This window comes from Candidatus Binataceae bacterium (assembly GCA_035308025.1).
Taxonomy (GTDB): Bacteria; Desulfobacterota; Binatia; order Binatales; family Binataceae; genus JAJPHI01.
Genome location: DATGHL010000042.1, coordinates 72,626 through 86,796, shown reverse-complemented (window position 1 = coordinate 86,796; position 14,171 = coordinate 72,626). Strand labels below are relative to the sequence as shown.

The following is a 14,171-nucleotide window of genomic DNA, read 5'->3' as shown; positions in this document are numbered from 1 at the left end:
TTGCCTTGGCATCTGACTAGCGCATTACCGCGTTGAGGCCGCCGGGTGTCGTGTAACGCTCAAGGTCGAGATAGGATGCCGGGACATTATCGTTGACCAGTATGTTGTAGCCGTGGCCGTCGTTGGGTCCCTGAAATGTCGCGTGATGACTTTGCAAATCCCACCAGTGAGAAAATGCGGCGCCGGTCGAGTTCTGCGGCCCGATGCGCGGAATATCAGTGACTATCGGTTGCAGTAGCGCAACTTTCCACAATTGCATCTTGGGATCATAGAGATCAGTCCACAAAGGGCCGAAGAACTGCTGGTCGATATAAAGAATCCGCTTGCCATAGCAATAACCCGACGCCTTGGCGGGCAGCTTGCGAATGTCGAGGATATAGGAGTCGCGCAGTTCCCATTGACCCCAAGAAGGTTTGGGCCATCCGAGCGGCATGTCGTAATCTGCAGGGAAGTTTGCACCGGCCGATTTGACGTCCATTTCGTTGAGAATCTTGCGCGTGCCGACCAGCTCAGCGCTGAAATCCGGAATCGTACTGTCGAAGGCAAAGCGGCCATCGTCGGGCGTCATTTCGGTGCCCGAACTCGAGCAGCGCGCGGCCGCGGACAGACGTTGGGTCCGGCGCATCGCCGGCAGAAAGACGTAAACATCCTCCGGCAGGGTCAAATCGGTGTACTCCATCGTCAGAGTGGTGGAGTAACGCTGCTGTTCGGGTTCCTCGAGCATAAACCAGGTCGTATAGTACTTGCCGGCAGCGCCCGGGAACGTGGACGGCGTACCCGGATCAGTGTTGAAGGAGAGCTGACGAGCCACCCACAGACCTTTGGTGCAGTTGACGTCGGCGTAACCGTCGAGCGTGCACTCAAAGCCCGGATTGTCCGGCGTATTGACCACGATATGCGGCATATAGCGGTACCAGAAGTCGGCAAGCAGCTTCCATCCGCGATGAGGTTCCGTCGGATTCGGGAACGGTATACCGCCCTGATAGCCACTTATCGTGAGCCTGCCATCAGGCAACTCAACCAGCTTGGTGGCGGGACCGTACTTTTCCGTGGCGGCAAGATAGCCCGCCGGTAACGGATGAATCATGGTCGGACCGATGGTCATCGCGATATCATCGGGCATCTTCCAGGATGATTGCCCCTCAAATAATGTGACCATCCCGTCCGGCATGAATTGCCGATACTGGCGCCAATTCGCGGTCGTTATAGTGGTGCCGAGCGGAATCGATGGGGCCGCGGCCACCGCCGCTTGTCCACCGTTGGCGCCGGACGACGCGTTCACAGCGGGCGGCATCGCGGGAAACGTAGTGTCGCTGGTTGCGGCGGCGAAGCCGGATGGTCCGGCCAGCGCCCCGAACCCAATCACAACCAGCGATGCGAAAAATGGACGTGCAAATGATCTCATTGTATTTTTCGCAGAGTTAGGGCTTCTCGAAGACTTCCTTGGCGATCGCCGCCGCCGTCACCGCGGTCGGCCATCCCGAATAGAAGGCCAGATGCGTGATGAGTTCGCTGAGCTCGTCCTTGGTAACGCCGTTGCCCAGCGCGCGTTTGAGATGACCCCGCAGTTGATCGGGCCGCTGCAGCGCGACGAGCGCCGCGCAGGTTATCAAGCTGCGGTCGCGCTTGGAGAGCTCGGGACGTTCCCAGACGTCGCCGAAAAGCACCTTTTCAGTGAGATCAACCAGCTTCGGCACGATCGGGCGTAGGGGCTCCAAAGGGGACGGTGATGATTTTGGGGATGCGGCCATTTTGATTTCCTCCGTACGAATTTGGTCCGGACTCCAGCGCACCACTCCATCTGCAAGGCGTCGCCGGATAATCGCCGCTTTGCTTCGATTCGAGAAGTGGTGTTACTTCGGTAAAAGGCGCTTGACGGACATGTTCGAAACGCAGCTCGCGGACTCCCTTCGGGCTTTGCCCTTCGAGGGCAGGCTGCCTGCTCGCTTCGCGCGGCGACGCGCTTCGCTAGTGCTTCTATCGCTGTCCGGGGAGAACGGCAAGGGAAGCGCAACCGATTTCGGTGACGGTGGACTCCTGAGAGCTGACCGCTGACAATGTGTACGAGCGAAAATTTGCCGCGAGGTTCATAATCCGATGCCGCAGGATGGTTCGCAGCAGACTCTGGCGATACTGGTAGGTGGCGGCCCGGCACCCGGGATCAATGGAGTTATCGCGGCGGCCACGATCGAAGCGATCAACAGTGGCCGCAACGTGATCGGCTTGCGCGACGGCTACCGCTGGCTCGCCGCGGGCGACCTCTCTCATATCGTGAAACTCAGCATCGACGACGTGAGCCGGATCCATTTTACCGGGGGTTCAATCCTGCGCACGTCGCGCACGAATCCGGCGCGCGACGAAGCAACGCTCGCGCGCGTGATCGAAAGTCTGTTGCGGCTCAACGTGCGCTATCTGATCTGTATCGGCGGCGACGACACGACCTACGGCGCGACGAAAATCGCCGAGCGGACGAGCGGTCGGATCGGCGTCGTCACGGTGCCGAAAACTATCGACAACGATCTGCCGCTGCCGGAAAACGCTCCGACGTTTGGGTTCGAGACCGCCCGCGCCGTCGGCGCCGCGATTATCGAATCACTGATGGAAGACGCGCGCACCACCAGCCGCTGGTATCTGGCGGTCTCGATGGGCCGCAAGTCCGGCTCGCTGGCGCTCAGCATGTGCAAGTCGGCGGGCGCGACCCTTGCGGTGATTCCCGAAGAATTCAGCGGCGGTAAGCTCGACCTGGGTGTGATCGTAAATACGATCGTCGGCGCCATCATCAAGCGCAGCGCATCGGGCCGCGACAACGGCGTCGCGGTGATCGCCGAAGGCATCGCCGAGCGCACCGATTTGAGTCATGTTGCCGAAAGCAGCTTTGACGCCTATGGCCACGTACATATCGCCGACATCCCGCTCGGGATGCTGTTGCGCGATCAGGTGCGCGCGGCGCTGAAGGAGCTCGGGATCGACGCCACCGTCGTCAACAAGGACATCGGCTACGAGTTGCGCTGCGCCAAGCCGCTGGCGTTCGACGTGGAATACACCCGCACGCTGGGTTACGGCGCGGTGCGCTATTTACTCAGCGGCGGCTCCGGTGCGCTGATCGCAATCACCGGCGGCCGCGTCACCCCAGTTCAGCTCGCGGACCTGCTTGATCCGTCGACCGGCCGCGTGCGGATCCGCACGGTGGATACGTCAACCGAGTCATATCGGGTGGCGCGCAGCTATATGATCCGTCTCGAGCCGCATGATCTGGAAGAACCGTCTCTATCCCGGCTCTCGGTCTATACGAACCTGGCGCCGGAGGCCTTCCGCGCACGCTTTCAAGAGGCCGTAGCCGCGACGGCGACCAGCGCTATCTGATCAGGTGCGCAAGACGGCCCTGACGCCTCAGGCCACAAAGATGTCCAAGGGTAAAAAGGCGGTGACGACGAAGTTCGGGACGTCGACGACTTCACTGAGCCGCAGATCAACTGCCACGCTGCAAATCGCGTAAGCCTGCTGGCGGCTGAAACCGCGTTGCTGCTCCAGATAATCGATCATCGCGAGCAGCGCATTGCGCGCCGCGAGTGTGGCGTCTTCCGACTCCTGCACGTCTTCGCTGCGCATGCAGAGCCCGGTCGTGGCGTGATAGCGGCGCGCGCCCGCTCTTTCGCTGCCGGAGAATTGCACGCCGCGAAGCTTGCGCTCCCGCGCGGCCCCCTTTTGCAGATCAAAACGCAGCGTAAATGTCGCGGCCATTTCGATCGCGCTGCCGCAGACCTCGCCGTCGCCCTGGGCGAAATGCGCGTCGCCGATCGAAAAGAGCGCCCCTTCCGTCCAGACCGGCAGATAGACCGTCGTGCCCTTGACGAGCTGCTTCACGTCGAGGTTTCCGCCGGTTTCGCGCGGCGGGATCGTGCGGAGACCTTGGGAGGCGATCGGCTCGATGTTCGGAATCGCCGATCGCGGCTCGGGCGGCATCACCACCCCGCCGCGGGCCGCCGTCTCGCGCTCGCGGATCGTGATGCGCTCGAGCTGCTCGAGCGACGGCGCCACCCCGATCACCCCCGGAAACGCGGCTTCCGGAATGCGCACACCCGGCAACTCGGAAGCTTCCGCGTATCCCGCATGCAAGCGCCACTGCACCAGATGGGGCTGCGGGAAAAGGTCGCGCAGAAAGCCGAAGCCCGGCAATTGCGCCGTCCAGCCCCAGTCACTCGGAAGAATTTCGAGCAGCGTTACCTCCAGAAGATCCCCCGGCGCCGCGCCATTAACCCATATCGGACCGGTGAGCGGATGGGCCGCGTTCAGATCCCACGCCGCCGCATCGGCCACGCCCTTATCCGCGCCAATCTGGCAATCGAGGGCGTCGAGGGTGTCGAGCACGGCCTCGTCACCCGGATCCAGTTTCAGCACGGGCGCTATCGACGGATGCCATCGATTGTGGCCTTTGGCGGATTGCGTTGAGAGCCGCTTGGTCTTGTCCAGTCGAAGCTCTTTTTGGCTCATGTGACGCCTCCCGTAGCGAGTCATCTGTGGTCATCTGCGTTCCGTTGGGGTAGGTTAGCGATCTTCCGCGCGCCAGACCACGGCAGCGGCGCGCCGTAACCTTGCCCTCAACCGGAGGTCGCGGTATGGGATTGGAAGCCTGTCCGCCGAGGTCATACAAATGCGACTCTTTCGGCTCTATAGCAGTGATGATCAGCAATCCCATCTGGAAGAACTAAAGATGTCATTTTCGCCGGGGCCATTCGCCGAGCAGACGCCTTTGCAACCGGCGACGGGCGTGATGTTCACGCGGATGGCGCCGGGAGCGTTCGTCGATTGGCATAACGCACCGCGCCGGCAGTACGTCATCACGCTCGCCGGCGGCGTTGAGATCGGGCTGGGCGACGGCTCGTTGCATCGTTTTGGACCCGGTGAAGGAATTCTGGCGGAGGATTTGACCGGCAAGGGTCACACGACGCGGGCGATCGGCGACGGCCCGCGCATGATGATGATCGTCCCGATTAAAGACTGAAGCGCAACGCGCGTTGGCGAGCCTATGTCAGCTCGGCCAACGCGCGCGGCAATCGAGATCGATACGCGATTTGCGCCACTCAGGCAGCGAAAATCTCTTCAAAGAAATCCGTCATCGCCTTCCATGAGCGCTCATCAGACAGTTTGTTATATTTGAGCCCGGGATTCCCGAGGCTATCGGCCTCCGGATTGGTGAAGCTGTGGACCGTGCCGCCGTAGTTGATGACCTGCCAGTTCGCTCCGGCCTTCGTCATCTCGTCGAGAAAGCCCTGAAGCTGTTCAGCCGGCACGAACGGATCATCGTTGCCGTTACAGACCAGAATTTTCGCCTTGATCTGGCCAGGTGCGGCGGGACGCTGGGTCTGCAATCCGCCGTGAAACGAAACGATTCCGCGCAGGTTGGCGCCATCGCGCGCCAGCTCGAGGGAGAACGTTCCGCCCATGCAGTAGCCAATCGAGGCGATGCGGTTCGCGTCGACCTGCGGATGGGCCGCCAGCGTCTTGAGTCCGGCGTGCGCCCGCGCGCGCAGCTTGGCGGGATCTGAAAACAACGGCGTCGCGAGCGTCATCGCTTCGTTCAAATCTTTGGCGATCGCGCCGTTGCCGTAGGGGTCGGCCGCCAGCGCAACGTAGCCGAGCTTGGCCAGCCGCTCAGCCCGCCCCTTGGCATTAGGTCCGAGCCCGAAGGCCTCCGGATTCACCAGCACGCCGGGCCGTTTTCCCACTTTGCTGTCGTCAAACGTGACGAAACCTTTCAGCGTGACATCGCCGTCGCGATACTCGATGGTCTCTGACTTCATCTGCTACTCCTCAAAGTTCAAGTTCAATCCGATCTACTGGAGAACGCCGCCGCCGTCCACCGCAGCGCATCCTTGATCGCGGCGTCATCGTTTCCGCGAGAATTATCTCGGGCCCTGCTGCAGCACGCCCGCGGCTTCGAGCGCGGCGATTCGTTGGGGCGAATAGCCGAGATATTCACTCAGAACCGCCGCGTTATTCTCGCCGAGCGTCGGCGCGTCGAGCTCCGGATGGCGGGGATATTGCGAAAAGCGGATCGGAAAGCCCGGGACCTCGAACTCGCCGAGAAAGCGATCGTTGATCGTACGCACGATGCTGCGTTCGCGCAGATGGGGATGCGCCATCGCCTGCTCGATCGTCAGCACCGGAGCGTACGGGACGCGATATTCATCGAACAGGCGGTAGATTTCGTCGTCGTTGGGCATCGCGTCGAACCAATTCTGGATGAGCTGGGTCAGCTCGTCGACGCGAGGGAAGCGGTCGGCGTTGGTTTTGTAGCGCGGATCGCTGGCCAGCTCCGGCCGCCCCATCGCGCGGCACAGGTAAGGAAATTGATGATCGGCGCCGGCCATGATCAGAATCGGATTGAGCTTGCCGTTGAAGATGCCGAGCGGCGCGACCGCGTAATGTCGGGAGCCGCTGCGCCGGGGAAGAAACGTACCGCCGCTTAAGCTAGCTGCGTGTACGATCAAATCGCAGTAGCTGAAGTAGCAATCGAGCAGCGATGTCTCGACGAACTGGCCTTCGCCCGTGCGCTCGCGATGGAGCAGGGCGGCGGTGATCGCGGTAACCGCGTGCACCCCGGTGGTGATGTCCCCGATGCCCACTTGCGGCAATACCGGTGTGCGATCGGGCTCACCAATCATGCTCAGCACGCCCGAATAGGCGCAGCCGATGAAGTCATAGCCGGGCCGGTCGGCGAGCGGCCCGTCCTGCCCGAAAGCAGAAATCGAACACATGATGATCTTCGGATTGAGCGCGCGGACCACCTCGTAGCCGAAACCCAGGCGGCCGATCACGCCCGGCGCGAAATTTTCGACCAACACATCGAACTTGGGAACTAGCTCTTTGATAATCGTCGTCGCGGCCGGATTTTTGAGGTCGAGGCAGAGGCTGCGCTTGCCCCGAGCCTGCTGGACGTAATAGGCGCTGCGGCCATCGCGCAGATAGGGCACCGCTCGCGCGATATCGCCCTGGGGTGCAAATTCGACCTTGATGACCTCGGCGCCCATCTCGACCAGATAGCGGGTCGTCGTCGGTCCGGCGAGGACCTGGGTAAAGTCGAGTACGCGGTAGCCTTCGAGCATGAGCTGCGAGTTCACGGCCATCTGGCTTGCGCCTCCTATTCGCGCCGCAACAAATTGCACCCATGCGCGCGCAAGGCAAGCGATTGGCACGGCGCTTGTCGGCAAACGTCGTGTAGAACTATGGTCTATCAGGAAATCTCCGGCGCAAATCTCCGATAAGTTGATGACAGCTCGGCGATATGCTCGCGATCGCTGATCGAGGTTGTACAGATGGCAACAAAATCCAAATCGCAAATGATCCATGCTCGCCTGGGCCATCCGGTGATTGATTCCGACGGTCATTGGCGCGAGTTCGAGCCGATCGCGCTCGATTATCTCAAAGAGACTGCGGGGGCGAAGGCCGTCGAACGCTGGAGCTCTCGCGTACGCTTCCTGAGCGAGGCGGACTTCACGAAGTTGACCGTCGCGCAGAGACTCGATCGTCGTGCGAGTCAGCCCGCCTGGTGGGGCATGCCGGTCAAGAACACCCTCGACGTCGCGACCTCGTTCCTCCCGCGCCTGATGCACGAGCGGCTGGAACAGATGGGTCTCGATTTCGCGATCCTTTATCCGACCCACTGCCAACTCTTCGCGCCCTACATCGGCGACGAGGAGTTGCGCCGCGCCGGATGCCACGCGTTCAATCGCTACGCCGCGGAGACCTGGGCCGACTACTCCGATCGTGTGGCGCCGATCGGGGCGATTCCGATGCATACGCCTGAAGAGGCGATCGCGGAACTCGAACATTGCAAAACGATCGGGATCAAGGCGGTCGCCCTCGGCAGCTTGATCCGGCGTTCGATCCCCGAGGCTGAGCGTCTGGGCGTCAGCCGCCGCTACGCCTGCTGGCTCGACGTCCTCGGCATCGACAGCGTCTATGACTACGATCCGGTTTGGCGCAAGTGCGAGGAACTCGGCTACCCGGTGACGTTTCACTCGGCGGCCTCGAACTTCGGCCTGCGCAATTCGATCAGCAATTTCGTTTACAACCATATAGGCCATTTCGGCGAGGCCGGTAACGCGGTCGCCAAGGCGCTGGTTATCGGCGGAGTGACCTACCGGTTTCCCCGGCTCAAGTTCGCCTTTCTCGAGGGCGGGGTCGCCTGGGGATGCAGTCTGCTGGCGGATCTGCTCTCGCACTGGGAAAAGCGCAACGGCAAAGCGATCCTGGAGTTGGACCCCTCGAAGACCGATCGCGCGAAGCTGGCGGAGCTCTTTAAGCAATATGGCAGCACAAAGATGTGGGAAAAATTCGCCGAGTTCGAGCGGACGATGCTGATGGGTGGCTCGGGTCACGCGGCGCCGGCGGAGCTCGATGATTTTGCGGCGGCGCATATCGAACGCAAAGCCGATCTGCGCGAGCGCTTCGTGCCGAATTTCTTCTTCGGCTGCGAATCCGACGATCCGACGGTCACCTACGCGTTCGCCGCGGCCAATCCGTTCGGCGCCAAGCTCGGCGCGGTGCTGAGCTCGGACATCAGCCACTTCGACGTCCCGGACATGACGCAGGTGCTCGAAGAGGCCTGGGAGCTGGTCGAAGAAAAGGGCCTGTCGGAGGAGGATTTTAACGCCTTCACTTTTGGCAACGCCGCGAAGCTCTGGGCCAGCCTCAATGCGGATTTCTTCAAGGACACCACGGTTGAAACCGCGGTCCGGCAGTACCTCGAAAGCAATCCGTCGGGTCAATCGGCGGCCGCGTCCTGAGCGCTGGTGCTGCGGGACTATCGGCGCTTATTCTCGGACCAAGGCGGCTGAAGAGAGGAGCATTCTCGATGGACACGGCGTGGGAAATCGAACAGTTGCGCGCAGTGACGGAAATCGCGGGTTTGCAGCCGGCGAAGGTTGTCCTTCCCGAGGACCATCATGTGATCGTCGGCGCGATGCGCTTTCATTACCTCGATTGGGGCGGCAGCGGGCAGCCAATTCTTTTTCTCCACGGCGGCGGCATTAACGCGCACACTTGGGACGTCGTATGCCTGATGCTACGCGAGCGGTACCGCTGCGTCGCGCTCGACCAACGCGGCCATGGCGACAGTGAATGGTCGCCCGCAATCGATTACGGCGTCGAGACTCAGGTGTGCGACATCGAGGGCTTTATCGAAAAGTTGGGCGTCGATAATCCGCTGCTGGTGGGCCAATCGATGGGTGGGTTGAACTCGATTGCCTACGCGATACGCCACAGTGCGAAGATGAAGGCGCTGGTGGTTGTCGATGTGGGGCCGGAAGTCAACTCAGAGGGTACGCAGCGGATCCGCGAATTCTCAGGCACGCCTGAGCTCGAATCGCCCGAGGCTTTCCTCGAGCGCGCCGTAAAGTTTAATCCCATCAGAGATCCGCGAGTGCTGCGGCGGAGTCTTTTTTATAACTTGCGGCAATTACCGAGCGGAAAATGGTCGCTCAAGCACGACCAGCGCCGCGCTTCCGAGGCGGCCTGGCGGATTGCCACCGATCAGCGCGAGCGGCTCGTGCGCGAGGTCTCGAAGATTAGCTGTGCGACCCTGATCGTCCGCGGCGCCAAGAGCGACGTACTCTCGGACGAAGCCGCAGAGCGCTTCGCAAAGATGTTGCCGCGCGCGCGATGGGTGCGCGTCGAGGAGGCGGGCCACAACATCCAGGGCGACAATCCGCGCGGCCTGCTCGACGCGATGAATCCATTCCTGCGCGAACTCGGCCTCTGAAAGCCCCGCGCGGTGTCGCGCCCTACTTGAAGCCCAACAGTGCGAACGGGCCGCAATCGACGACTGGCTCTCGCTGCGTCCCCGCGCCCGCTCGCTCAGAGGAAGGGCTCCTCGGCAAGGTTCCGTTGTAAGTTATTTTTTCGATGTCGTAGCCGCGGCGGACGGCGGCACTCCGATAGACGCATGGTCAACCAGGTACCGCCACTTGCCGCCTGACTTGTGGATCAGTTCTGTGGCGCGAACATGGGTGAGGTCATTGCCTTCCCCTACATCGCCGCTCCGAACGATCATGACATAGTCCGGACCCAAACCTATCGCTCGAATCTGGTAGTTCACGATTTTCGGTGGTTTATGTCCTTCGCCACAGTACGGAGCGATGAAGCTCTTGATCAGCTTCTCAATACCGGCTTTGGTGTCAGATTCTTCGCCTTGCCCCGGATAGACTGCGATGGCGCCCTTATCATAGAAAGTGAGACCCTTTTGTGGATCGCAGCCACCCTTCCAGGTAGCCGCGTCGAAAGCGTCGTCATGCGCCTTCGCGATCGCAAGCGGATCCGCCCAGGCGGGCGCCGCGAGAGCCAAAACCAGCGACGCCACAATCACGATGTGTTTTGTCAGCGACTCCAATCGTTTCACCCCTCATACCTCCCGTGCGACGAGATCAGTGCAATTTAGTTTCGATCAGCGATCTCAGCCGCCGATTCATCCGCAGAAGAGCGAGTCTCACACTTCTATCGGGAGGACCGACTAAACTCATTCAATCTTGTCTTGGGTCGTTTGGTCCCTGCTTCACTACGCCGAGAAAAGGTGTGCGCGAAATTCAATCCTGCGACTGAATCAGTCGAGTGCTGATAAACGCCATCTGCGGTACCGGCAGGCTCACCGCGCGAGCTCTCCTTAGCCCATTGGGTCCACTTCCCGTATCCCGAGAAGACATTGCCCGTATAACTCATAGGTCGAGTCACTGACGAATAAGTGTGCCGCTTCCACCTGTAGATCGCGCAGACAGCGCTGCAAGATATTGTTTAGATGGATCGCGCTCCCCGCACCGTAGCGAAAGGCCTTCGTGGTAACGTCGAGCGCTACATCGGTGACCAACGTGGTGATGGTGCGCATCTCAACCTGAAGCTGCGGAGTCGGTCTTTGGCCTGCGCAGACCGTCGCCCAGGCTCGCTCAAAGACCTCGAAGGCGAGTCCCCGCACCGCTTTCAGCCGCAAGTCGCATTCCCCGATCGTCCGTTGAAACACTTCGCGCTCGGCGAGCGGGGTTTGTTTGCCATAGCCTCGCCGCTTGGTTTTCGCGAGATCAATGATGGTATCGAGCGCGCGGCGTCCGACTCCTAAAGCGAACCCTGCCATCTCGTTAACGACGAGCCCGGGCAGGCCTAGCTGGTACAGCGGACCGCCGCGCTTCGGCTCCCACGTCCGCATGTTGAAGGTGAAAGCTTCCGGGACAAAAAGGTCCGTGACAGAAAAATCACAGCTCCCCGTGCCTTTGAGTCCGGCGACGTTCCAATTGTCATGGATTTGAGCCTTGGCAACCGGGAATACCATCATACGCGGGTATGCAGCGCCGCCGCCGTTCAATTCGACCGACGTCAAACCTCCGATCCACTCGGCATGGCGGATTCCGCTGGCCCACGACCATCGTCCGTTGACGCGATAGCCGCCCTCCACGGGAATCGCCTTGCCGGGCGTTAGCGAACCGGCGACGCGGGGAGGCCGATCGCCCGCGAACAATCGCTCGATCGCTTCTTGGGGGAGACAAGATCCCATAACGGACACGGTGCCGTTGCAAATGGAGAGGCACCAGCCGGCCGAAGGATCGATATAGCTCGTCGCCTCGATCACCTCGATCTGGGTTACGGGGTCCGCCTCAGCCCCGCCCAGTTCAGCCGGGCACTTCATTGCAAACAGACCGGAGTCCGTAAGTGCAGCCACTGAAGCCGGAGGCAGCGTTCTCAGCGTTTCACCTTCCTCCGCATGAGCAGCCAAAGTGTCACGCACATTGGCAACAGCCTCGAGAAGGAATCGCCGTTTCTCGGCCCGCTCGACCGGGAATTTCACACCCATAGAAGTTCCTCCGCTTCTTTTCTTCGTTGCCCGGGCACCAGTGGCTACGCTAGTGCACGCCGCCGTCAAGATCGAGACTGGCCCTGCGCTCAAGATCCCGTTCCCCACAGTCGAGGCGTCCCCTCAGGCCTCCCGTGCGACGATCAGTCTCAATAGAAAGAACCCACGCTACTTGAAGCCTAGAGCAGCGAGCGGGCTGCGATCGACTACCGGTGCGCGCTTGGTTCCCGCAGCGAGCTTTACCGAGCCGGGCGTGCGTTCGAACGGATCACGCAGGTCGAGCGCTTTCGCATGGGCCTTGAGCGCCGGGATCACTTCGTCTGCAAACAATCGCATACTGGCCCGTCGCTCTTCATTACCGGCCGGACCCTGGATGCTCAAGATAATGAAGATGCCGGTCCGCAACACGCTCATGATCGATTTTATCTTGGAGCTAACGGTTGCGGGCGTACCGACAATGACTTGCAGGTTCTTCTGACCGCGCAGCAACGCGGCGTGCAGTTTGCCGCGGACCTCCGTGTAATCGATTTGGCCGCTGTCGCCGCCGTGCATCTGCTCCCTCATCTTCTCGCCGCTGATTCCCAGCCAGGCGCTGGTCTGCTGTTTGGCCAGCACACGGATTGCGGCCTTCGAGTTATAGCCCGGCGGCATCGTAAATTCCGGCGCCGAGAAGGCATTCTGGCCGCCGCCATAAACGAAGCCGGCCGCGACCTCCTGGGCTTTCTCCTCGGTCTCGCCCACGGCGGTCGCGACCATGTAGCCGAAATTTTCCGGGCCGGCCTGGTAGCCATGCTTCGCGGCTTCGTCCGCATAGAAGTCCCAGAGGTCGCAGGTCGGCGCGAGTTGGGTGCCGAGTCCGATATACGGATAACGATGCTCCGCGCACCACTGCACGGTTTCGGGACTTAGCGTGCCTGGGATCCACATCGGCGGATGCGGCTTCTGATACGGCAGCGCCCACGGATTGACGTGGCGATAATGGAAGTGTTTGCCCTCGTAGCGCCAAGGGCCGGGCCGCGTCCAGGCCTGCACGATGAAGTCGTGGGCTTCGTTGAACAACTCGCGGTTGTAAGCGGGATTGGCGTTGTTGAAGAACTGCTCCGAGCCGGCGCCGCGCACCCATCCGGTGACCAGGCGGCCGCGCGATATCAGATCGATCTCGGCCAACTCCTCCGCCATCCGCAAAGGATGTTTGATCACCGGCAGCGGATTGCCGATCAACACGAGGCGCGCACGTTTGGTGCGGTAGGCTAGGATTGCGGCCTCGACGTTCATCACAGAGCCCATGCAGATCGGATTGCCGTGATGCTCGTTGAGCGCGACGACGTCGAAGCCCAGGTCTTCGGCGTAGCAGTTCTCGTCGAGATAGTAGTTGTAATCGTCGGCAGCTTTTTCGCGGTCGAAAAGTTTATTCGAGATGGCGAAGAACGCCCGATTCTTGAGAATCTCTTCTTCGGGCAGCCAGCGATATGGCCGTTCGGTGAAGTATCCTATTTGCATCGTGAAGACTCCTTCGTCCCGGGCCGCTGCGTTAAGCTTCGTCAGTTGCCGTTGAACTTGGCGGCGCGCTTGCCGAGGAACGACGCGATCCCTTCGCGCGCGTCCGCCGTGCGGCTTAGATCGGCGATCACCTCGGTCTCGAGCTCCATCTGCTCGTAGAGCGGATTATTCGACGACGCGTAGAGCAGCCGCTTGACGCCGCCAAAAGCTTGCGTCGGCCCCTGCGCCAACTCGCGCGCGAGCACTTCGGCCTGACTGAGCAGCTCGGCGTCCGGCACGACCCGCGTGATCATGCCCATCACTTCGGCTTCGCGCGCCGTGACGGTGCGATTCGTGAGCATCAGCTCGAGCGCCCGCTTCAGCCCGACCAGCCGCGGCAAATAATATGAACTCGAGCCGTCGGGCGTCAGTCCAATTCGCGTATAGGCGACGGTGAAACGCGTCGATTCGCCCGCCAACACTAGATCTCCGGTCAGCGCGATGCTCAGTCCCGCGCCGCCCGCATTGCCGTTAACGGCGATTACCACCGGCGCTTTCATCCGTGCAAAACGCTGGATCGCTGCGTGCAAATAAAGCGTGACCTTTTTCAAATGGCCGGGCAACTCAGCGGGCGGCTGCGCCGCAAATGACTTGAGGTCGCCGCCGCCGCAAAACAGTTTGCCCGCGCCGGTTATCAGGACGGCCCGCACCGCCGGATCTTCGCCGCACTTGAGCGACGCCTCCTCGAGCGCCGCCGCGAGTTCGTAATTCAGCGCGTTGGCCGCCTCCGGCCGGTTGAGCGTGAGATGCGCCACATGGTCACGAACTTCGTAAAGCAGTACTGACATTTTTTTCT

General features: G+C 61.2%; 13 protein-coding genes. 4 read left to right on the top strand and 9 right to left on the bottom strand.

From position 1 onward, the window contains the following. Window positions 1–16 precede the first annotated feature (16 nt). Window positions 17–1,405 carry a DUF1329 domain-containing protein gene (locus tag VKS22_12755; protein HLW71479.1) on the bottom strand — a complete coding sequence of 463 codons (1,389 nt, stop codon included), beginning with the start codon at window positions 1,403–1,405 and terminating at the stop codon, window positions 17–19. 16 nt (window positions 1,406–1,421) lie between these two features. Continuing rightward, window positions 1,422–1,697, bottom strand: a complete 276-nt coding sequence (locus tag VKS22_12750) for a carboxymuconolactone decarboxylase family protein (GenBank protein HLW71478.1) — start codon at window positions 1,695–1,697, stop codon at window positions 1,422–1,424. Window positions 1,698–2,097: 400 nt separating this feature from the next. Here VKS22_12750 and pfp point away from each other — a divergent pair, with 400 nt between their 5' ends. Then, window positions 2,098–3,363 (top strand): diphosphate--fructose-6-phosphate 1-phosphotransferase, encoded by a 1,266-nt coding sequence (pfp, locus tag VKS22_12745; GenBank protein ID HLW71477.1) that lies wholly within the window; start codon window positions 2,098–2,100, stop codon window positions 3,361–3,363. A gap of 27 nt (window positions 3,364–3,390) precedes the next feature. Here pfp and VKS22_12740 read toward each other — a convergent pair whose 3' ends face one another. Further along, window positions 3,391–4,491, bottom strand: coding sequence for an acetamidase/formamidase family protein (locus tag VKS22_12740; protein HLW71476.1), 1,101 nt, complete (start codon window positions 4,489–4,491; stop codon window positions 3,391–3,393). 160 nt (window positions 4,492–4,651) lie between these two features. Between VKS22_12740 and VKS22_12735 the strand changes: the two genes are divergently transcribed. Then, window positions 4,652–5,002 carry a hypothetical protein gene (locus VKS22_12735; GenBank protein HLW71475.1) on the top strand — a complete coding sequence of 117 codons (351 nt, stop codon included), beginning with the start codon at window positions 4,652–4,654 and terminating at the stop codon, window positions 5,000–5,002. Between the two features lie 79 nt (window positions 5,003–5,081). Here VKS22_12735 and VKS22_12730 read toward each other — a convergent pair whose 3' ends face one another. Together VKS22_12730 and VKS22_12725 are read right to left on the bottom strand one after the other, a co-directional pair. Beyond that, window positions 5,082–5,801, bottom strand: a complete 720-nt coding sequence (locus tag VKS22_12730) for a dienelactone hydrolase family protein (GenBank protein HLW71474.1) — start codon at window positions 5,799–5,801, stop codon at window positions 5,082–5,084. Window positions 5,802–5,903: 102 nt separating this feature from the next. Then, window positions 5,904–7,127, bottom strand: coding sequence for a CaiB/BaiF CoA-transferase family protein (locus VKS22_12725; GenBank protein HLW71473.1), 1,224 nt, complete (start codon window positions 7,125–7,127; stop codon window positions 5,904–5,906). A gap of 189 nt (window positions 7,128–7,316) precedes the next feature. Here VKS22_12725 and VKS22_12720 point away from each other — a divergent pair, with 189 nt between their 5' ends. Both VKS22_12720 and VKS22_12715 read left to right on the top strand, forming a co-directional pair. Then, the gene (locus VKS22_12720) at window positions 7,317–8,789 is read left to right on the top strand and encodes an amidohydrolase family protein (GenBank protein HLW71472.1); all 1,473 of its coding nucleotides are present in this window, start codon (window positions 7,317–7,319) and stop codon (window positions 8,787–8,789) included. Between the two features lie 68 nt (window positions 8,790–8,857). Continuing rightward, a complete protein-coding gene (locus tag VKS22_12715) occupies window positions 8,858–9,763 on the top strand; it encodes an alpha/beta hydrolase (GenBank protein ID HLW71471.1) in 906 nt (301 codons plus the stop codon). A 132-nt stretch (window positions 9,764–9,895) separates the two neighbouring features. Here the strand turns inward: VKS22_12715 and VKS22_12710 are convergent, their stop codons facing one another. From VKS22_12710 to VKS22_12695, 4 genes are all read right to left on the bottom strand, one after another. After that, window positions 9,896–10,399 (bottom strand): hypothetical protein, encoded by a 504-nt coding sequence (locus tag VKS22_12710; GenBank protein ID HLW71470.1) that lies wholly within the window; start codon window positions 10,397–10,399, stop codon window positions 9,896–9,898. A 261-nt stretch (window positions 10,400–10,660) separates the two neighbouring features. After that, complete coding sequence (locus tag VKS22_12705) at window positions 10,661–11,836, bottom strand: acyl-CoA dehydrogenase family protein (protein ID HLW71469.1); 1,176 nt, start codon at window positions 11,834–11,836, stop codon at window positions 10,661–10,663. A 168-nt stretch (window positions 11,837–12,004) separates the two neighbouring features. After that, on the bottom strand, window positions 12,005–13,336 hold the full coding sequence (locus VKS22_12700) for an LLM class flavin-dependent oxidoreductase (GenBank protein HLW71468.1): 1,332 nt from the start codon (window positions 13,334–13,336) through the stop codon (window positions 12,005–12,007). A gap of 41 nt (window positions 13,337–13,377) precedes the next feature. After that, window positions 13,378–14,163 carry an enoyl-CoA hydratase-related protein gene (locus VKS22_12695; protein HLW71467.1) on the bottom strand — a complete coding sequence of 262 codons (786 nt, stop codon included), beginning with the start codon at window positions 14,161–14,163 and terminating at the stop codon, window positions 13,378–13,380. Between the last annotated feature and the right edge of the window lie 8 nt (window positions 14,164–14,171).

Bases quoted from the DNA above. Each gene is read 5' to 3' on its own strand.
- VKS22_12720 (HLW71472.1), top strand. From the start codon at position 7,317: ATGGCAACAAAATCCAAATCGCAAATGATCCATGCTCGCCTGGGCCAT.
- VKS22_12755 (HLW71479.1), bottom strand. From the start codon at position 1,405: ATGAGATCATTTGCACGTCCATTTTTCGCATCGCTGGTTGTGATTGGG.
- VKS22_12730 (HLW71474.1), bottom strand. From the start codon at position 5,801: ATGAAGTCAGAGACCATCGAGTATCGCGACGGCGATGTCACGCTGAAA.
- VKS22_12740 (HLW71476.1), bottom strand. From the start codon at position 4,491: ATGAGCCAAAAAGAGCTTCGACTGGACAAGACCAAGCGGCTCTCAACG.
- VKS22_12735 (HLW71475.1), top strand. From the start codon at position 4,652: ATGCGACTCTTTCGGCTCTATAGCAGTGATGATCAGCAATCCCATCTG.
- pfp (HLW71477.1), top strand. From the start codon at position 2,098: ATGCCGCAGGATGGTTCGCAGCAGACTCTGGCGATACTGGTAGGTGGC.
- VKS22_12700 (HLW71468.1), bottom strand. From the start codon at position 13,336: ATGCAAATAGGATACTTCACCGAACGGCCATATCGCTGGCTGCCCGAA.
- VKS22_12725 (HLW71473.1), bottom strand. From the start codon at position 7,127: ATGGCCGTGAACTCGCAGCTCATGCTCGAAGGCTACCGCGTACTCGAC.
- VKS22_12715 (HLW71471.1), top strand. From the start codon at position 8,858: ATGGACACGGCGTGGGAAATCGAACAGTTGCGCGCAGTGACGGAAATC.
- VKS22_12705 (HLW71469.1), bottom strand. From the start codon at position 11,836: ATGGGTGTGAAATTCCCGGTCGAGCGGGCCGAGAAACGGCGATTCCTT.
- VKS22_12695 (HLW71467.1), bottom strand. From the start codon at position 14,163: ATGTCAGTACTGCTTTACGAAGTTCGTGACCATGTGGCGCATCTCACG.